Raw genomic sequence first — 16,918 nt, forward strand, 5'->3', positions numbered from 1 at the left:
CCAAGGGCCCTGGGCGCCGGTGAAGACCGGCACCGGTACGCGCCGATCGATCCTTATCAAGAATCAGGAATCCGTTTGAAATTCCCATACGAATGGCAGATCGGCTGGCGCTATACGCGCACCGGCAAACGATCATCCGGCAACGGTTTCATTTCCTTCATTTCCTTCATCTCCATGGCCGGCATTGCGCTGGGCGTGGCGGCGCTCATTGTGGTGCTCTCGGTGATGAACGGCTTTCAGAAGGAAGTTCGGGACCGCATGCTCTCCGTGCTCGCGCACATCGAGGTCTTCGCGGTCGACGGCAATCTGCCCGACTGGCACCGCACGGCGGCCGAAGCGCTGCAGAACAAGAACGTGATCGCGGCGGCGCCCTACGTGGGCGAGCAGGCCATGCTCACGCGCGAGGACAACGTGCGCGGCGTGGTGTTGCGTGGCATTGTGCCGAGCGAGGAAGCCAAGGTGTCCGATCTCGGCAAGCAGATCACCGAGGGCTCGCTCGCCAACCTCACACCGGGCAGCTTCGGCATCGTGCTCGGTCGCGAACTGGCCCGGGCGCTGGGCGTGACCATCGGCGACAAGATCACGCTCGTCGCCCCACAGGGGACCATCACACCGGCCGGAGTGCTGCCGCGCGTCAAGCAGTTCACGGTGGTGGCCGTCTTCACCGCGGGGCACTATGAATACGACAGCTCGCTGGCCCTCATCGACCTGCACGATGCCGAGACGCTCTTCCGGCTCGACGGACCGACCGGCGTGCGCCTGAAGATCCAGGACATGGAGCAGGCGCCGCTCGTGGCGCGCGAACTGGCCAAAACGCTCTCGGGCAATATGTGGGTGCGCGACTGGACGCAGCAGAACAAGAACTGGTTCATCGCGGTGCAGACCGAAAAGCGCATGATGTTCATCATCCTGACGCTCATCATCGCCGTGGCGGCCTTCAACCTGGTGTCCTCGCTGGTGATGACGGTGACCGACAAGTATGCGGACATCGCCATTCTGCGCACGCTGGGCGCGCAGCCCGGCTCGATCATGAAGATCTTCATCGTGCAGGGCGTGACGATCGGCTTTGCCGGGGCGCTGCTCGGCGTGGCGCTGGGCTGCCTGATCTCGGTCAACATCGGCACCATCGTGCCATTCATCGAGCACTTGCTGGGGGTCCACTTCCTGCCGCAAGACATCTATTTCATCTCCGAATTGCCTTCGGATCTGCAATCGTCGGACGTGATCCGCATCGGGGTGATTTCGTTCATCCTCTCGGCACTGGCGACGATCTACCCGAGCTGGCGCGCCTCGCGCGTCAAACCGGCGGAGGCCCTGCGCTATGAGTAACGCGAATCGATCGTTGGCCGGTGTGCCAAACCTTGCCTATGACGGCCCCGTGCTGCGCGCGCGCGATCTGCACAAGACGTTCCGTCAAGGCCAGCTCAATGTGACGGTTTTGAACGGTGCCAGCCTCGACGTGGCCCCCGGCGAAAAGGTGGCCATCGTGGGCGCGTCGGGATCGGGCAAGAGCACGTTGCTGCATGTGCTGGGTGGGCTCGACGATCCGTCGCGTGGCGAGGTGTCGCTGCTCGGCAAGCCGTTTTCGTCGCTGCGTGAGCGCGAGAAGACGACGCAGCGCAATCAGTCGCTCGGCTTCGTCTATCAGTTCCACCATCTGCTGGCCGAGTTCTCGGCGCTCGATAACGTGGCGATGCCGCTGCGCATTCGCCGGATGCCGACCGAGCAGACGCGCGCGGTGGCGCAGGCCATGCTCGAGCGTGTGGGACTCGGCTCGCGCATGAAGCATCGTCCGTCGGAGTTGTCGGGGGGCGAGCGTCAGCGCGTGGCAATGGCGCGCGCGCTGGTCACGCAGCCCGCGTGCGTGCTGGCCGACGAGCCGACCGGCAACCTCGACGGGCATACCGCCGAGACCGTGTTCGAGCTGATGCTCGAATTGTCGGAAACGCTGAAGACCAGCTTTGTGATCGTGACGCACGATATCGATCTGGCGAAGCGCTGCGATCGCGCCCTGCGACTGCGCGACGGCATACTGGAGCCGGCATGATCGCTGACCGAGTGTGGTCGCGCGCTGGTGCGAGCGGTCGGTGAGGTGAGCGTAAATTGAGCGGAAGGTAAAAGACGATGTGAGCGAAACGCCGGGGAATGCCCCGGCGTTTTGCATTTTGCGCGTCGCCGGCCCGTGTCGATTTCGGCTGCGTCCTAGACCGTAACGCGGCGTCGTCCGATGGTCATGGGGAGAACGGCGTGCGAGCCTTGTCATCGACCCGTAGAATTGACGCTCAAGGACCTTTGACCATGTGGATCGATACCCATTGCCATCTCGATGCGGCCGAGTTTGACGCCGACCGCGCGACCGTGATCGCTGATGCCGCTGCTGCCGGTGTGGCGGGGCTCGTGGTGCCCGCCGTCGAGTGTGCAACGTTTGACGCGGCGCGGGCCGCGGCCCGTGCGATCCCCGGGGGCGCGTATGCCCTCGGCATCCACCCGCTCTATACGCCGCGTGCGCGCGACGAGGACATCGCCACGTTGCGCCGTGCCGTCGCGCGGGCGATGGGCGATCCGCGCTTTGTCGGCATCGGCGAAATCGGTCTCGATTTCTTCGTCACGACGCTGGATCCGGCGCGTCAGCACTTCTTCTATGTCGAGCAGTTGAAGATCGCGCGCGACTTCGATTTGCCCGTCATCCTTCATGTGCGCCGCTCGCAGGATGCCTTGCTCAAGCAACTGCGCATTTTCACGCCGCGTGGTGGCATCGCGCACGCGTTCAATGGCAGCCGTCAGCAGGCGGACAAGTTCGTCGAACGTGGCTTCTGCCTCGGATTCGGCGGGCAGATGACCTTCGACCGTGCCTTGCAGATTCGACGTCTCGCGGCGGATATGCCGCTCGAGGCGCTCGTGCTGGAGACCGATGCGCCCGATATTGCGCCGCAATGGCGCTACAAGCAGCGCAACAGCCCGGTCGAGTTGCCGCGCATTGCGCAGGTGTTGGCGGATCTGCGCCGTGTGACGCCTGAGGTGTTGGCCCACGCGACTTGCCATAACGCATGGCGAGTGCTGCCGCGTCTGTCGGGCGCCATGGCGATGGGGCCTGGCGACGGGCCGGATGCCGACGTCTCGCTTATCTCCGATATGCCCGACAACCGCGACAACCCCGAAAACCCCGACAACTCCAGCAACTCCAGCAACTCCAGCAACTCCAGCAACCCGGACAACCCGGACAACCCGGACAACCCGGACAACCCGGACAACTCCGACATCTCTGCCGTTCGCGCGCGCTGAGGCCAAGGCGTCGCGTGGGTGGTGGATACATGACGTGGTGACGTCGTGAGACTAGTCCTGCTTGCGTGGGTCGCGGGTGTCTGGTGGTTGCAGCAGGCGTCCGTATTGCCTGGGGGGCGAGGGTTCGGTGCGGCGGTCGGAGTCGCCGCGAGCGTGTTTGCTGTGTGCGCCGGTGTCGCCATCTGGGCCGTGGCAAGACGCGATCCCGGTGCCACAGAGGCCAGCGTGACGGCGGGCCGAGACGGCGCTCGCCTTGCGCATGGCGCCGGGCATGCCGGGGTCGGCTGGCGTCACCGCGGTAGGTTGGCGGTACTGGCGCTCTGTGCCGGCGTCCTCGGTTACTCATGGGCGGTGATTCGGGCGGAGTCGCGATTGAGTGATCGACTGCCCGTCGAGCTGGAGGGCCGCGATGTGGCGGTCATCGGAATCGTTGCCGGGCTCCCTGTTTCCACCGGTGATGGATGGCGATTCGCGTTTGACGTGGAGCGTGCATTCGCCCTGCGTGAGGGATGTGAGGTGCCGGCATCGGCGATGGCGCGTGCAACGTCCGACGTGCTCGACGGTCGACGTGAGGCGGCTGCCAACGCGGCGATTTGCCCTCAGGTGCAGGTGCCGAAGCACATCGAGTTGGTGTGGCCGCGGCAATCGCGGTTCGGTGGCAAACGGGATCGGGGCGGGATGGCGGCGAGAGCGGCTGGAGCCGCTGGAGCGGCCTCAGAGGCGGGGCGTCCGCACGCCGGGGAGCGATGGCGATTGCCGGTGCGGCTCAAGGCGCCAAGAGGTTTCGCGAATTGGCATGGTGCCGATGCGGAACTGACGGCGCTGGTGCGCGGGATTCGCGCGGCGGGATATGTGCGGGCGTCGAGCGGCAGAGGCGGCGCGATGGGAACGCGTGCGGGGGCGACGGGCGCACTTCGTCTCCAGGCCGACACGATGCCGGGGTACCGATTCGTGGCATGGCGCGAGCGGCTGCGCGACGGCGTTTGGGCCGGACTCGGGCCGTCGGCGCGATACGGCGGGGTGCTGATCGCGCTGGCGCTGGGGGAGCGGGGCGATATCGCGGACGACGATTGGCAAGTCTTTGCCGATACCGGTGTCAGTCACTTGCTGGCGATCTCCGGATTGCACGTGTCGCTTGTGGCGGGCGCGTTTGCGGCGCTGGTTGGCTTGCTGTGGCGACGCGTTTGTACGCGGCGCTTCAGCTTGCCGCTTTGGTGGCCTGCGCCCAAGGCAGCGGCCGTGGCCGCTCTGCTGGCGGCGGTGGCGTATGGGGCGATAGCCGGGTGGGGCGTTCCGGTGCGGCGTGCCGTCGGCATGGTGGCGATTCTGGTCTTCGCCTTGCTCAATGGTCGTATGGCGGCGCCGTCGTACGTGCTGGCGTGGGCATTGGCCATCGTCGTCGCACTCGATCCCTGGGCCGTGGTGACGCCAGGCCTGTGGCTTTCATTTGGCGCGGTCGCGGCGCTTGTCCTGGGCGCGAAGCGGGGGCAGACGTCGCGGGCGGCACGTCTGCGCGGTGCTTCTGAGACCGCGCGTTCATCAGCGACATCGCGCGAGATTCGGCGCGGGTTGTGGGGAGAGCGTCAATTCGGCGAATGGCGGGACGGTAAGCGCAAGCGGGCCGAACGTCTGGACGGTAAGCGTAAGCAGGGCGAAAGTCGGGGCGGCGAGCGTCAGTCAGTCGGATGTCAGGGGGGCGAGCGGCAGCTTGGCGAAGGTCTGGGCGGTGATCGGCAGCCAGGCGAATGCCGGGCGGGTGAGCGCCAGGCCCGTGAACGTCAGGATGGCGCGATCCGCCGCTGGCGAGTCGCGATCCTGGCCCGTCTGGGGCCTGCGGCGCGGGCACAGTATGCGGTCACGGTAGGCCTCGTGCCGTTGACGTTGGCATGGTTTGGGGCGGTGCCGCTGCTTGGGCCGCTGGCGAACGCGATCGCCATCCCGGTGATGACATTGATCGTGACGCCGCTGACGCTGGTGAGCCTGTTGCTGCCCGCGTCGTTGGCGCATTGGGCGCTGGTGATCGCGCATACAGCGGTGGTCTGGCTGGCCGATTGGCTCGGTGCACTGGCGGCGTGGCCGTGGGCCGTGTGGCGGGCGGCCGTCGCGCCGCCTTGGGCGCAGGCGGCGGCGCTCGGCGGCGTGATCATCTGCCTGATGCCTCTGCCGGCCGCGATGCGGCGACTGAGCGCGTGGCGCGTTGGCGTGCGTTTCGCCGGTTTCGCGCTGCTGGGGCCGGCATGGCTCGCGTCGTCGCCGCGGCCGGATGCCGGGGCGTTTCGTGTCACGATGCTCGATATCGGGCAGGGCAATGCGGTGCTTGTCGAGACGGCGACGCGCACGCTGCTCTTCGACGCAGGACCGCCGTTGGGACGACACAGTGATGCCGGCCGCCGCGTGATCGTTCCCTATCTGCGCGCACATGGCATCACGCGGCTGGATCGCTTCGTCGTCAGTCACGCGCACGACGATCATTTCGGCGGCGCATTGAGTGTGCTCAAGGCGTATCCGTCGACGCCGGTGTTCTCGTCGTTACCGGCGACACATGGCGTGCGTCGCGCCGCAGCGGCGCATCGCACGTGCCTGGCTGGACAGCAATGGACATGGGACGGCATCACCTTCCGCTTTCTGCACCCCGATCAGGCAGCGTTGCGCGACGGCTGGGGCGGTCGCGCCGGGCCGAACAGCGTCAGTTGTGTGCTGAGCATTGCGAATGCCCGGCATAGTGTGCTGCTCGCGGCGGATGCCGAGGCGCCGCAGGAGCGGGGCATGCTGGCGCGATTCGGGGCCGATCTGCGTTCGGACATCCTGTTGGTGCCCCATCACGGCAGCCTGACGTCGTCGACGCCCGCATTCATCGACGCGGTATCGCCGGATCATGTGGTGTTCCAGGCGGGCTACCGCAACCGCTTCGGACATCCAAGGCCCGGGGTTGTGGCCCGTTATCGGGCAGCCGGCGCGCGGATCTGGCAAAGCGTGACGCATGGAGGCATCCGGTTTTCGATCACAGACGATGGCATCGAAGCGCTGTCGTACCGCGAGCAATATCGGCGCTATTGGCACGCGGACGTGCCGGATACGTCGTGACGGCGACGTTGCGGGGCCGGCAACCCCGGCTTTATGCGGCTTCGGGCGGCTAAGGGCGAGACGCGCGGGGCCGTCGCGGGCGTCGCAATTCGACGGAAACCTCTACCGTTACTCGACGAGCGGTTCGCTAGAATGGACCGACGAGCCGGATCTCGGTCAGGGCGACCCGGGTCCGTGCGGGCGTGGTGAACGACCCCGGTTGCCGCCGATCACTACGGATTCGTGGCGATTGCAGCGGTCATCAGCAAGTCCCTGCGATTGCAGCGATCCCTAGCGATTCCCCGCGATCCCCGGTAGCTGCCGCCTGTCAACGTCAGTCGCCGTCGGGCGACAGGCGTCACGGCATTGCGCACCTGGTTGGCTCTCCACGACAACGAACGCCATGACAAGAGACATCCTTCATTTTTCGCACGGCAATGGCTTCCCCGCTGGCGTGTATCGCAAGCTGCTGGGGGCCCTGGCCGATGAGTACGACGTGCGTGCCATCAATCGTATCGGTCACGATCCGCACTATCCGGTCACGCCGGGCTGGCGCCATCTACGCGACGAACTGGTCGATACGCTCGCGCGCCAGTACCGCGGTGAGCCCGTCTGGCTCGTGGGACATTCGCTGGGCGGCTTTCTGAGCCTCATGGCCGCGCTCAAGGCACCGCAGGCCGTGCGCGGTGTGGTCATGATCGATTCGCCCATCGTCACGCCGGGCTGGCGCACGCAAATGCTCCGCCTTAGCCTGCTCACCGGGCTGTACGAACGCCTGTCGCCCGCGGGCGTGACCAAGCGGCGCCGCGATCACTGGCCCGACTGGGAGGCGGCGTGGCAACATTTCGCCAGCAAGCCGGTGTTCGCCGGCTGGGATCCGGACGTGCTGCGCGACTACATCGACTGCGGCACGATGCCGACCGGCGAGGGCGAAGCCCGGCGCCTCGCGTTTGCGCGTGACATCGAATATCGGATCTATCTGACCCTGCCGCCGCTGCTTGCCGTGCGCGCCATGCGTGGCGTGCCGGTGCCGGTCGGCTTTCTCGCCGGCACCGAGTCGCGTGAGTTGCGGCAGGCCGGAATCGGGGCGACACGCCGTATCGTCGGCACGCATCTGCGCTACGTGCAGGGCACCCACCTCTTTCCGATGGAGCGGCCGCTGGAGACCGCGGATGCCGTGCGAGATATGCTGGCGGCACTGCGCGGCGAGCACCGGCGTTCGCTGGCCGCCTGAGACGCCCGACTCGGGCTTGCGCCGCGCGAGCCCGAGTCGGGTGTGTTCCTCGCGGGCGTGTGGGACGCATCGGCCATACGGAGCGGCGCGCGGGGTGCCTGTCAAGGTCAAAATTTGCCGCGTCGCACGTCGAGGGCAGGGCGGCTTTCGGGTATAATCCGGCTTTCCCGCGAGCAATTACTGCGATGACCAAATTTGTTTTTGTCACGGGCGGCGTGGTTTCCTCTCTTGGTAAGGGAATTGCTGCCGCATCTCTGGCCGCGATTCTCGAATCGCGTGGCCTCAAAGTCACCCTCCTCAAGCTTGACCCCTACATCAACGTCGATCCGGGCACGATGAGCCCGTTCCAGCACGGCGAGGTGTTTGTGACCGAGGACGGTGCGGAAACCGACCTCGATCTGGGTCACTATGAGCGCTTCATCAGCGCCAAGATGCGTCGTGCGAACAACTTCACGACGGGCCAGATCTATGAATCGGTGATCCGCAAGGAGCGCCGTGGCGAATATCTCGGCAAGACCGTTCAGGTCATTCCGCACATCACCAACGAAATTCAGGCCTTCGTCGAGCGCGGTGCGCGTTCGACCTGGGACGGCCATCCGGACGTTGCCATCGTCGAAATCGGCGGCACGGTCGGCGATATCGAATCGCTGCCGTTCCTCGAAGCCGCGCGTCAGATGAACCTGCGCCTGGGCCGCAACAGCGTGGCCTTCGTGCACCTGACGCTCGTGCCGTACATCGCGACGGCCGGCGAACTCAAGACCAAGCCGACGCAACACAGCGTGCAGAAGCTGCGCGAAATCGGTATTTCGCCGGACGTGCTGCTGTGCCGCGCCGACCGTCAGATTCCGGAAGACGAGTGCGCCAAGATTTCGCTGTTTGCGAACATCCCGCAGGACGCCGTGATCTCCGTCTGGGACGTCGACACGATCTACAAGATTCCGCAGATGCTCCATGACCAGGGCATGGACAAGATCATCTGCGAAGCGCTGAAGATCGAAGCCAAGCCGGCCGACCTGTCCATGTGGACGCGTCTGGTGCATGCCGTCGAGAATCCGAAGCACGACGTGACCATCGGCATGGTCGGCAAGTACGTCGATCTGACCGAGTCGTACAAATCGCTCATCGAAGCGCTGCGCCACGCCGCGATCCACACGGAAACGCGCGTGAACATCGAGTACATCGATTCCGAACAGATCGAGAAGGACGGCACGGACGCGCTCAAGCATCTGGACGCCATTCTCGTGCCGGGCGGTTTCGGTCGACGCGGTACCGAGGGCAAGATCAAGGCGATTCGTTACGCTCGCGAGAACCGCGTGCCGTATCTCGGCATCTGCCTGGGTATGCAGCTCGCCGTGATCGAATTCGCGCGTGACGTGGCCAATCTGTCCGAAGCCAACAGCACGGAATTCGAGCCGTCGACGCCGCATCCGGTCGTCGCCCTCATCACCGAGTGGCAGGACCGCGACGGCAAGATCGAGCAGCGTACCGAAAATTCGGATCTGGGCGGCACGATGCGCCTGGGCTCGCAGCGCGTGCCCGTCAAGACCGACACGCTCGCCTCGCGCATCTACGGCGACACGGTCAACGAGCGTCACCGCCATCGCTACGAAGTCAACAATCATTATGTCCCGCAGCTCGAAGCCGCCGGCCTGGTGATCTCGGCACGCACGCCGACCGAGAACCTGCCGGAGATGATGGAGTTGCCGCAGCAGGTGCACCCGTGGTTCGTGGGCGTTCAGTTCCACCCCGAGTTCACCTCGACGCCGCGCGACGGCCATCCGCTCTTCAAGGCGTATGTCGAGGCGGCGCTGGCCGGTCAGCAGGCGCGCAAGAAGGCCGCCTGAGGCCCCGCCCGCAGCGAGCGAGACACAAGGAGTTCCCATGAAACTGTGCGGTTTCGAGGTTGGCCTGGACAAGCCGTTTTTCCTGATCGCGGGTACCTGCGTCGTCGAATCGGAGCAAATGACGATCGACGTCGCGGGACAGCTCAAGGAAATTACCGGCGCGCTGGGCATTCCGTTCATTTACAAGTCGTCGTTCGACAAGGCGAATCGCAGCTCGGGCAAGTCGTTTCGCGGCCCCGGGCGCGAGGCCGGCCTGAAGATCCTCGAGGAAGTGCGCCGCCAGCTGGGCGTGCCGGTGCTCACCGACGTGCATACCGAAGAAGACGTGGCCGTGGCCGCGCCCATCGTCGATGTGCTGCAAACGCCGGCGTTCCTGTGCCGCCAGACCGATTTCATCCGTGCCTGCGCCCAGTCGGGCAAACCGGTGAACATCAAGAAGGGGCAGTTTCTCGCGCCGCACGACATGATCAACGTCATCGACAAGGCCCGCGACGCTGCGCGCGAAGCCGGCCTGCCCGACGACGTCTTCATGGCTTGCGAGCGCGGCGTCTCGTTCGGCTACAACAATCTGGTCTCGGACATGCGCTCGCTGGCGATCATGCGCGAGACCCGGGCGCCGGTCGTGTTCGATGCGACGCACTCTGTCCAATTGCCGGGCGGCCAGGGCGCCAGCTCGGGCGGCCAGCGCGAGTTCGTGCCGGTCCTCTCGCGTGCCGCCGTGGCCGTGGGGGTGTCGGGCCTGTTCATGGAGACGCATCCGGATCCGGCCTGCGCGCTCTCGGACGGTCCCAACGCCGTGCCGCTGGCGCGCATGCGCGAGCTGCTCACCACCCTCAAGACGATCGATGCGGCGGTGAAGCAAGGCGAGTTCCTGGAAAATAATTTCAACTGAAATGAGACACGCCGTCCTGGGGCCACTATCAGAACGCCCACAGGACGGGTATAGCGCTCGGATGCCTTGGCAGCGTGGCGTCGAGTCGTTAAGCTTGTCGCCGCAGCGGTCGTCAGTGGCCGCCGCGAGGGCAGGCCCACAAGGAGATGCCCGCGTGCCGTACGCCGAGCGCACCGTCGACATCGATGTCATCCCGCCGGCCGCCGTGCCTCACCCGTGCCTCTTTTCGAGGCGCCGAGGTTTCCCCGTCCATGCAGTCCCCGCCGTTGCGCGCGCGAGCGCCGCATCGGCGTCCACGTCAGGCTTCGGCGCAAGCGCCCGACGTGAAGGCGGCAGGTGACGGGCCGCGGCGCGAAGCAGGTTCTCTTTAGCGTTTTTGTCATACAGATACCGAGGAATACATGAGTGCAATCGTAGATATCATCGGGCGCGAAGTGCTGGACTCGCGCGGCAACCCGACGGTCGAGTGCGACGTGCTGCTGGAGTCGGGCGTGATGGGCCGTGCGGCGGTGCCGTCGGGCGCATCGACCGGCTCGCGCGAAGCGATCGAGCTGCGTGATGGCGACAAGGGCCGCTATCTCGGCAAGGGCGTGCAGAAGGCGGTCGAGCACATCAACACCGAGATTTCGGAAGCGATCATGGGCCTGGATGCGGCCGAGCAAGCCTTCCTGGACAAGACCCTGATCGAACTCGACGGCACGGACAACAAGTCGCGCCTCGGCGCGAACGCCATGCTGGCCGTGTCGATGGCTGTGGCCAAGGCTGCGGCGGAAGAAGCCGGCCTGCCGCTGTACCGCTATTTCGGTGGTTCGGGCGCGATGCAGATGCCGGTGCCGATGATGAACATCGTCAACGGTGGCGCGCACGCCAACAACAGCCTGGACATCCAGGAGTTCATGGTGATGCCCGTCGGCCAGTCGAGCTTCCGCGAAGCCCTGCGTTGCGGCGCCGAAATCTTCCACGCGCTCAAGAAACTCATCGCCGAGAAGGGCATGAGCACGGCCGTGGGCGATGAAGGCGGTTTCGCACCGAACTTCGCGTCGAACGAAGAGTGCCTGACCACGATTCAGCAGGCGGTCGAGAACGCCGGCTATCGCATGGGCGAGGACGTGCTGCTCGCGCTGGACTGCGCTTCGACCGAATTCTTCAAGGACGGCAAGTACGAACTGGCCGGCGAAGGCCTCTCGCTGACCTCGGAAGCGTTTGCCGATTACCTTGCCAACCTGTGCGACAAGTTCCCGATCGTCTCGATCGAAGACGGCATGTCGGAAGACGACTGGGCCGGCTGGAAGATCCTGACCGAGAAGCTCGGCCACAAGGTGCAACTGGTCGGTGACGACCTGTTCGTGACCAACACGAAGATCCTGAAGCAAGGCATCGAGCAGGGCGTCGCCAACTCGATCCTCATCAAGATCAACCAGATCGGTACGCTCACCGAAACGTTCGCCGCCATCGAAATGGCCAAGCGTGCCGGCTACACGGCCGTCGTGTCGCACCGTTCGGGCGAAACCGAAGACTCGACGATTGCCGACATCGCCGTTGGCACGAACGCGGGTCAGATCAAGACGGGCTCGCTCTCGCGCAGCGACCGTATCGCCAAGTACAACCAACTTCTGCGCATCGAAGAGGATCTGGGCGATATTGCTTCGTATCCGGGCAAGGAAACGTTCTACAATCTGCGCTAATTCCGTTTCCCGGGACGTTGTGCCCCGACGCTGATCGGGGCGCGCTTCCCGGCATTCTTGCCAGGCGAAAGCATGCGAATGGTGACCTTGGTGCTGGTGCTGCTTCTCGCGGCGATCCAGTATCCGCTCTGGTTCGGCCACGGGGGGTGGTTGTACGTGCACGAACTGCGCGACGAACTGAGTGCCGAACAGCAGAAGAACGAGCAGTTGAAGGAACGTAACGATCGTCTTGCCGGCGAAGTGCAGGATTTGCAGGAAGGCACGTCGGCGATCGAGGAGCGCGCGCGTTTCGAGCTGGGCATGGTCAAGGACGGCGAAGTGTTTGTCCAGTTCGTGGGGCCGGATGGCGCTGGCGGCCCGCAGGCGGCGTCCGGTGCCGCTGCGCCGCTTGTGTCGTCAACCGAACCTGCGCATAAGTCCGTGGCCGCGGCGCCACCCGCACCGCCCTCGTCGTCACAGACGAAGCGTGGCGCGCAGGCTGCGCACAAGGCCAAGCATCATTGAGTGTCGCCGACAGGACGCGCAGGCGGTAAAACGAAAAGGCGCTCCCACGGGAACGCCTTTTTCATGTCATCTCGGGCTGGCGCGCTAGAAGCCGATGCCCACACCCACCGATGCGCCTGGGCCATATCCGCCATATCCGCCTGGGCCGTACCACCCCGGTCCATACCACCCCGGACCATACCACCCAACGCCTCCCCAACCGCCATACCCATAGGCGTTGCTACGCAGGACCTCGTCGATAGCGCGCTGCGCACGGTCGCGCTCGATGGTAGCTTCCTGCTCGTCGTAGATGCGTTTGTTCAGACGCGTCAGGTCTTGCTTCTGCGCCTCGGTCATCGCAGGGGTGCCCGGCGTCTGCGGCAGGCGCGCGGCGGGGGCATCGGGCGGTGGCAGTTGCAGTGACGTGCAGCCGGCGGCAAGTGTCAGGGCCAGAGCGCCGACGGCGTAGACAACCGGGCGAGTGCGCCGTCCACGCGGTGAGCGCGTGGCACGGCGGGTGGGAGCGAGTAGCGACATGAGCGATTCTCCGTGAATGGGCCACGAGGTGGTGACGCGGCGGTGCGGCGAGGTGAACGACCGAACGTCGCATCGCCCACGAGATTCGCGGGCGCGCCGGTCGCAGCGCAGGCCCGTGATCTCGACGTCGTTCAATGCTGCACGGATGGCGCGGCGTGCGACGGCTCCGTGAAGAGCTGCGCTGCATCCACCTTGTCGAAACGATAGGTCTGGCGGCAGAACTCGCACGCCACCTCCAGGTCAGGGCGTTCGTCGAACACGCTCATGACTTCCGCTTCGCCGAGCGTGCGCAGCATGTTGGTAACGCGCTCGTGCGAGCACGAGCAGCGAAACGCGGTGAGCGCCGGTTCGAACACCCGCACGGTCTCTTCCCAGAACAGGCGTTGCAGCAGGGTTTCCCGGTCGACGCTCAGCATTTCGTCTCGCTTGAGCGTGTTGCCGAGCTGGCAGACGCGATTCCACATGTCCTCGTCCTGCTCGGGCGCGCGCTCGGCGCCGGCACCGGCCGTGCCGCCATGGCCGGGCAGCTTCTGCAGCAGCATGCCCACGGCGTGGCGATCGTCCGACGCGAGCCACAGGCGCGTGTCGAGTTGCTCCGAGTGATGCATGTAGTGCTCGAGCACCGACGCCAGATCGGGCAGGGGGCCGTGTTCGTCGGACAGCGGCACCACGCCCTGGTAGGGCTGTTGGCCCGGCGGCTTCACCCGCGGGTCGAGCGTGATGGCGAAGCGCGCCTGGCCGTTGACGTTGACGAGCGATTTGAGCGTGGCGTCGTCGGGGATCTCGCCGTGGTACTTTGCCGTGGCGCGCATCGTCAGGTCGGCGTTGCATTCGACGACGATCATGGTAACGGGGCCATCGCCGTGCAGTTGCAGGATCAGGGCGCCGTCGAATTTGACGTTGGCGGTGAGCAGCGCGGCCGCGGCCATCATTTCACCGAGCAAGTGACGCACCGGCGCCGGGTAATCGTGACGTTCGAGCACGGCGCGCCAGGTGGCGTCGAGGCTGACGTACTCTCCACGCACCGGCGCGGCGTCGAACATGAATTTCTGAAGTTGATCGGACACAGTTGAATTCCTGAAAAATGCGGCAGCGTCGGCGTTGCGGCATGGCGGCAGGCGGTGTGCGATAAAAAACACCTTGAAATGGGGCCGGATGCTGCACAAACGCCGGGGATTGGCGCGTCAATACTGGCTAATCTGAGGGCGCGCACCGCATTTTCAACACGCCGGTCGCGCAGGCGGGGTGCCGAGCTCGTCGCCCGCGCCGCCGCCGATGGCGCGATCAGCCGATGCGAACCAGCTGTTCCTTGAAGACCTGACGCCGCGACGCGTAGCCCTCGGCGTTGCGCTTGAGATTGGCGACTTCCTCGTCGGTCAGTTCGCGCACGACCTTGGCGGGCACCCCCAGGATCAGGGAGCGGTCCGGGAACGTCTTGCGCTCGGTGACCAGCGCGCCCGCGCCAACCAGACTGTCGCGGCCGATGACCGCGCCGTTGAGCAGCACCGCCTGAATGCCGATGAGCGAGTTTTCACCCACCGTACAGCCGTGCAGCATCGCCTGATGGCCAATGCTGACGCCGCCGGCCAGTGTGAGCGGATAGCCCGGATCCGCATGCAGCACAGCACCTTCCTGCACGTTGGTGCCGACGCCGACCTTGATCGGCTCGTTGTCGCCGCGAATCGCGACCCCCGGCCACACGCTGCTGTTCTCGGCGAGGCTCACATCGCCGATGATGCTGGCGGTGTCGGCCACGAAAGCACTCTCGTGGATCTGGGGGGTCTTGTCTCCAAGTTTATAGATCGGCATGGCGGCTTCGGTTCGCGGTTAAAATCGGTCAATTCGCTATTGTAACGTCATGGCCGATTTCACTCCTGCGCCCAGCGGCGCTGCCACGCGCAACGCCGTCTGCGGTTCCCCCGAAGCTTGCCCTCCCGGCAACGCGCGTCCCGTGTGCGCCGCGTCCGATTGTGCCCGCGAGCACGCACTTGCGCTTCTGCGCCTGTGCGACCCGTATGAAAAAGCCCGCGGGGTGACGGCGCTTCGCGACGCCGTGTGCAACGGTCTTGCGCACTGGCATCCCGAGCGGCGCCTCGACGTTGACAAGGCAGACGATGCCCGTGATGCCGACGCACGCGACGCAGGCATTCCCGGGCGTCCCGCCGTGCCCCGGCTGGTGTCGCCGCGCGAGTTGAAGCACCGCGCCGTGACGTCCGTCGAGGGCCGTGCCGCGTTGCTGCATGCGCTGGCCCACATCGAATTCAATGCGATCAATCTTGCGCTCGATGCGCTGTGGCGCTTCGACGGCCTGCCCGCCGAGTATTACGACGACTGGCTTCAGGTCGCGGCCGAGGAGGCGTATCACTTCTCGCTGCTCGCCGCCCATCTGACGACGCTGGGCGAACCTTATCGCTATGGCTGTTTCCCCGCGCACGACGGCCTGTGGGAAATGGCGCGCAGGACGTCCGGCGACTGGCTCGCCCGGCTGGCGCTGGTGCCCCGCACCCTGGAAGCGCGCGGCCTCGACGCGAGCCCACCGATCAAGGCCAAGCTGGCGAGCGCGGGCGACGCCGCCGGCGCCGCCATTCTCGACGTCATTCTGCGCGACGAAATCGGGCATGTCGCCATCGGCAACCGGTGGTATCGCTGGGGCTGCGCACGCGCCGGATGCGACCCCATCGAGACCTATGCGCGGCTCGCGGCGCAATACGGCGCGCCGCGTCTGCGCGGGCCATTCAATCTGGCGGCCAGACGGGCGGCGGGCTTCGACGACGATGAACTCGCGGCGTTGCAGGCACTCGCGTAATCGCGCGGCCGATCCGTCATTTTTGACGCTGATAGACTCGGCGTTCCTCAATCGTTTCGATCTTCACTATCTGCCAGCGCCATGACCGATCCGCTTGATTCGCTTGCTGCCTCCGATGTGCTCGATGTGCCCGATTCGCGATCCGAATTTCTGACGGTGCGAGGCCTGCGCCACCATGTGCGGCAGTGGGGCACGCCGGGCGCGCCGAAGCTGTTCGCGCTGCACGGCTGGATGGACGTCTCGGCGTCGTTCCAGTTCGTGGCGCAAACGCTGGCGCAACGCTGGCATGTGCTGGCCCCGGATTGGCGCGGGTTTGGCCTCACCGACTGGCCGGTCGCGGACGGCCGCTGCGGCAGTTACTGGTTTCCGGACTACCTCGCCGATCTCGACGCCTTGCTCGATGTCTACACGTCGCCGGGCGAAGCCGTCCACCTGATCGGCCACAGCATGGGCGGCAACGTTGCGTGCCTGTACGCCGGCGTGCGGCCCGCGAGGGTTCGACGTCTCGTGAATCTGGAGGGCTTCGGCTTGCCGCCTACACAGCCCATCGCGGCGATTCGTCAGCTCGGCCGCTGGCTCGACGACTTGCAGCATGGGCCGACGTTGCGCCCCTATGCCACGCTCGACGCGGTGGCGGCACGGTTGCGCAAGACCAATCCGCGCCTCACACAGGCGCGCGCGGATTGGCTGGCACCGCGCTGGGCACGCCAGGCCGCCGACGGGCAATGGCATTTGCTTGCCGATGCGGCGCACAAGATCGCCAATCCCTATCCGTACCGGCTCGACGAAGCCATGGCAGTATGGAGCAACGTGAGCGCGCCCGTGCTGCATGTGGAGGCGACCGACTCGGACGTGCTGCGCCACTTCGTTGGCGCGCAGGGCACGGCGGCGTTCCGGGAGCGTTTCGAAGTCTTTCCGAAGATGACGGAGGCCTTCGTGGACGATGCCGGCCATATGCTGCATCACGACCAACCGGAAGTCGTGGCCCGGCTGATCGACGACTTCTGCCGAGATTGAGGGTGCGGGTCACTCGCGCCGCGCTCACTTGAGCGGTAGAATAAAGGCGTCATTACCACGTCACACGCCGGTGCT

Annotated in this window: 13 protein-coding genes and 1 pseudogene; 11 read left to right on the forward strand and 3 right to left on the reverse strand. The window is 65.7% G+C overall.

What is annotated here, in order from left to right:
- Positions 1-75: 75 nt before the first annotated feature.
- The 9 genes and pseudogenes from PEP31012_RS11960 to ftsB all read left to right on the forward strand — a co-directional run bounded on the left by PEP31012_RS11960 (position 76) and on the right by ftsB (position 12,504).
- Positions 76-1,329, forward strand: coding sequence for a lipoprotein-releasing ABC transporter permease subunit (locus PEP31012_RS11960; protein WP_150589553.1), 1,254 nt, complete (start codon positions 76-78; stop codon positions 1,327-1,329).
- A complete protein-coding gene (gene lolD, locus PEP31012_RS11965) occupies positions 1,322-2,047 on the forward strand; it encodes a lipoprotein-releasing ABC transporter ATP-binding protein LolD (protein WP_150589554.1) in 726 nt (241 codons plus the stop codon). Before PEP31012_RS11960 ends, lolD begins: the two co-directional genes overlap by 8 nt.
- A gap of 251 nt (positions 2,048-2,298) precedes the next feature.
- A pseudogene (locus tag PEP31012_RS11970) lies at positions 2,299-3,084 on the forward strand (TatD family hydrolase); the annotation flags it as partial.
- 423 nt (positions 3,085-3,507) lie between these two features.
- The gene (locus tag PEP31012_RS11980; RefSeq protein WP_484549314.1) at positions 3,508-6,366 is read left to right on the forward strand and encodes a DNA internalization-related competence protein ComEC/Rec2; all 2,859 of its coding nucleotides are present in this window, start codon (positions 3,508-3,510) and stop codon (positions 6,364-6,366) included.
- A 382-nt stretch (positions 6,367-6,748) separates the two neighbouring features.
- Positions 6,749-7,579, forward strand: a complete 831-nt coding sequence (locus tag PEP31012_RS11985) for an alpha/beta hydrolase (RefSeq protein ID WP_150589556.1) — start codon at positions 6,749-6,751, stop codon at positions 7,577-7,579.
- Between the two features lie 185 nt (positions 7,580-7,764).
- Entirely contained in the window at positions 7,765-9,423 is a 1,659-nt protein-coding gene (gene pyrG, locus PEP31012_RS11990) for a CTP synthase (protein ID WP_150589557.1), read from the forward strand.
- 37 nt (positions 9,424-9,460) lie between these two features.
- Entirely contained in the window at positions 9,461-10,315 is an 855-nt protein-coding gene (gene kdsA, locus PEP31012_RS11995) for a 3-deoxy-8-phosphooctulonate synthase (RefSeq protein WP_150589558.1), read from the forward strand.
- Positions 10,316-10,716: 401 nt separating this feature from the next.
- On the forward strand, positions 10,717-12,000 hold the full coding sequence (gene eno / locus PEP31012_RS12000) for a phosphopyruvate hydratase (RefSeq protein WP_150589559.1): 1,284 nt from the start codon (positions 10,717-10,719) through the stop codon (positions 11,998-12,000).
- Between the two features lie 72 nt (positions 12,001-12,072).
- A complete protein-coding gene (gene ftsB, locus PEP31012_RS12005) occupies positions 12,073-12,504 on the forward strand; it encodes a cell division protein FtsB (protein WP_150589560.1) in 432 nt (143 codons plus the stop codon).
- Positions 12,505-12,588: 84 nt separating this feature from the next.
- Here the strand turns inward: ftsB and PEP31012_RS23655 are convergent, their stop codons facing one another.
- The 3 genes from PEP31012_RS23655 to PEP31012_RS12015 all read right to left on the reverse strand — a co-directional run bounded on the left by PEP31012_RS23655 (position 12,589) and on the right by PEP31012_RS12015 (position 14,829).
- On the reverse strand, positions 12,589-13,020 hold the full coding sequence (locus PEP31012_RS23655) for a hypothetical protein (RefSeq protein WP_174978210.1): 432 nt from the start codon (positions 13,018-13,020) through the stop codon (positions 12,589-12,591).
- 131 nt (positions 13,021-13,151) lie between these two features.
- Positions 13,152-14,087: an Hsp33 family molecular chaperone HslO gene (gene hslO, locus PEP31012_RS12010; RefSeq protein WP_150589561.1), complete on the reverse strand. Its 936-nt coding sequence runs from the start codon at positions 14,085-14,087 to the stop codon at positions 13,152-13,154.
- Positions 14,088-14,304: 217 nt separating this feature from the next.
- Positions 14,305-14,829: a gamma carbonic anhydrase family protein gene (locus tag PEP31012_RS12015; protein ID WP_150589562.1), complete on the reverse strand. Its 525-nt coding sequence runs from the start codon at positions 14,827-14,829 to the stop codon at positions 14,305-14,307.
- A gap of 49 nt (positions 14,830-14,878) precedes the next feature.
- Between PEP31012_RS12015 and PEP31012_RS12020 the strand changes: the two genes are divergently transcribed.
- Together PEP31012_RS12020 and PEP31012_RS12025 are read left to right on the forward strand one after the other, a co-directional pair.
- Positions 14,879-15,826, forward strand: coding sequence for a ferritin-like domain-containing protein (locus PEP31012_RS12020; protein ID WP_150589563.1), 948 nt, complete (start codon positions 14,879-14,881; stop codon positions 15,824-15,826).
- A gap of 81 nt (positions 15,827-15,907) precedes the next feature.
- Entirely contained in the window at positions 15,908-16,843 is a 936-nt protein-coding gene (locus PEP31012_RS12025) for an alpha/beta fold hydrolase (RefSeq protein ID WP_174978211.1), read from the forward strand.
- Positions 16,844-16,918: the final 75 nt, after the last annotated feature.

The sequence above is a fragment of the Pandoraea eparura genome, assembly GCF_902459725.1.
Lineage (GTDB): Bacteria > Pseudomonadota > Gammaproteobacteria > Burkholderiales > Burkholderiaceae > Pandoraea > Pandoraea eparura.

Excerpts from the sequence above, each read along its gene's own strand:
- lolD (WP_150589554.1), top strand. The coding sequence starts at position 1,322 with ATGAGTAACGCGAATCGATCGTTGGCCGGTGTGCCAAACCTTGCCTAT.
- kdsA (WP_150589558.1), top strand. The coding sequence starts at position 9,461 with ATGAAACTGTGCGGTTTCGAGGTTGGCCTGGACAAGCCGTTTTTCCTG.
- PEP31012_RS12025 (WP_174978211.1), top strand. The coding sequence starts at position 15,908 with ATGACCGATCCGCTTGATTCGCTTGCTGCCTCCGATGTGCTCGATGTG.
- PEP31012_RS12020 (WP_150589563.1), top strand. The coding sequence starts at position 14,879 with ATGGCCGATTTCACTCCTGCGCCCAGCGGCGCTGCCACGCGCAACGCC.
- ftsB (WP_150589560.1), top strand. The coding sequence starts at position 12,073 with ATGCGAATGGTGACCTTGGTGCTGGTGCTGCTTCTCGCGGCGATCCAG.
- PEP31012_RS23655 (WP_174978210.1), bottom strand. The coding sequence starts at position 13,020 with ATGTCGCTACTCGCTCCCACCCGCCGTGCCACGCGCTCACCGCGTGGA.
- eno (WP_150589559.1), top strand. The coding sequence starts at position 10,717 with ATGAGTGCAATCGTAGATATCATCGGGCGCGAAGTGCTGGACTCGCGC.
- pyrG (WP_150589557.1), top strand. The coding sequence starts at position 7,765 with ATGACCAAATTTGTTTTTGTCACGGGCGGCGTGGTTTCCTCTCTTGGT.
- PEP31012_RS12015 (WP_150589562.1), bottom strand. The coding sequence starts at position 14,829 with ATGCCGATCTATAAACTTGGAGACAAGACCCCCCAGATCCACGAGAGT.
- PEP31012_RS11985 (WP_150589556.1), top strand. The coding sequence starts at position 6,749 with ATGACAAGAGACATCCTTCATTTTTCGCACGGCAATGGCTTCCCCGCT.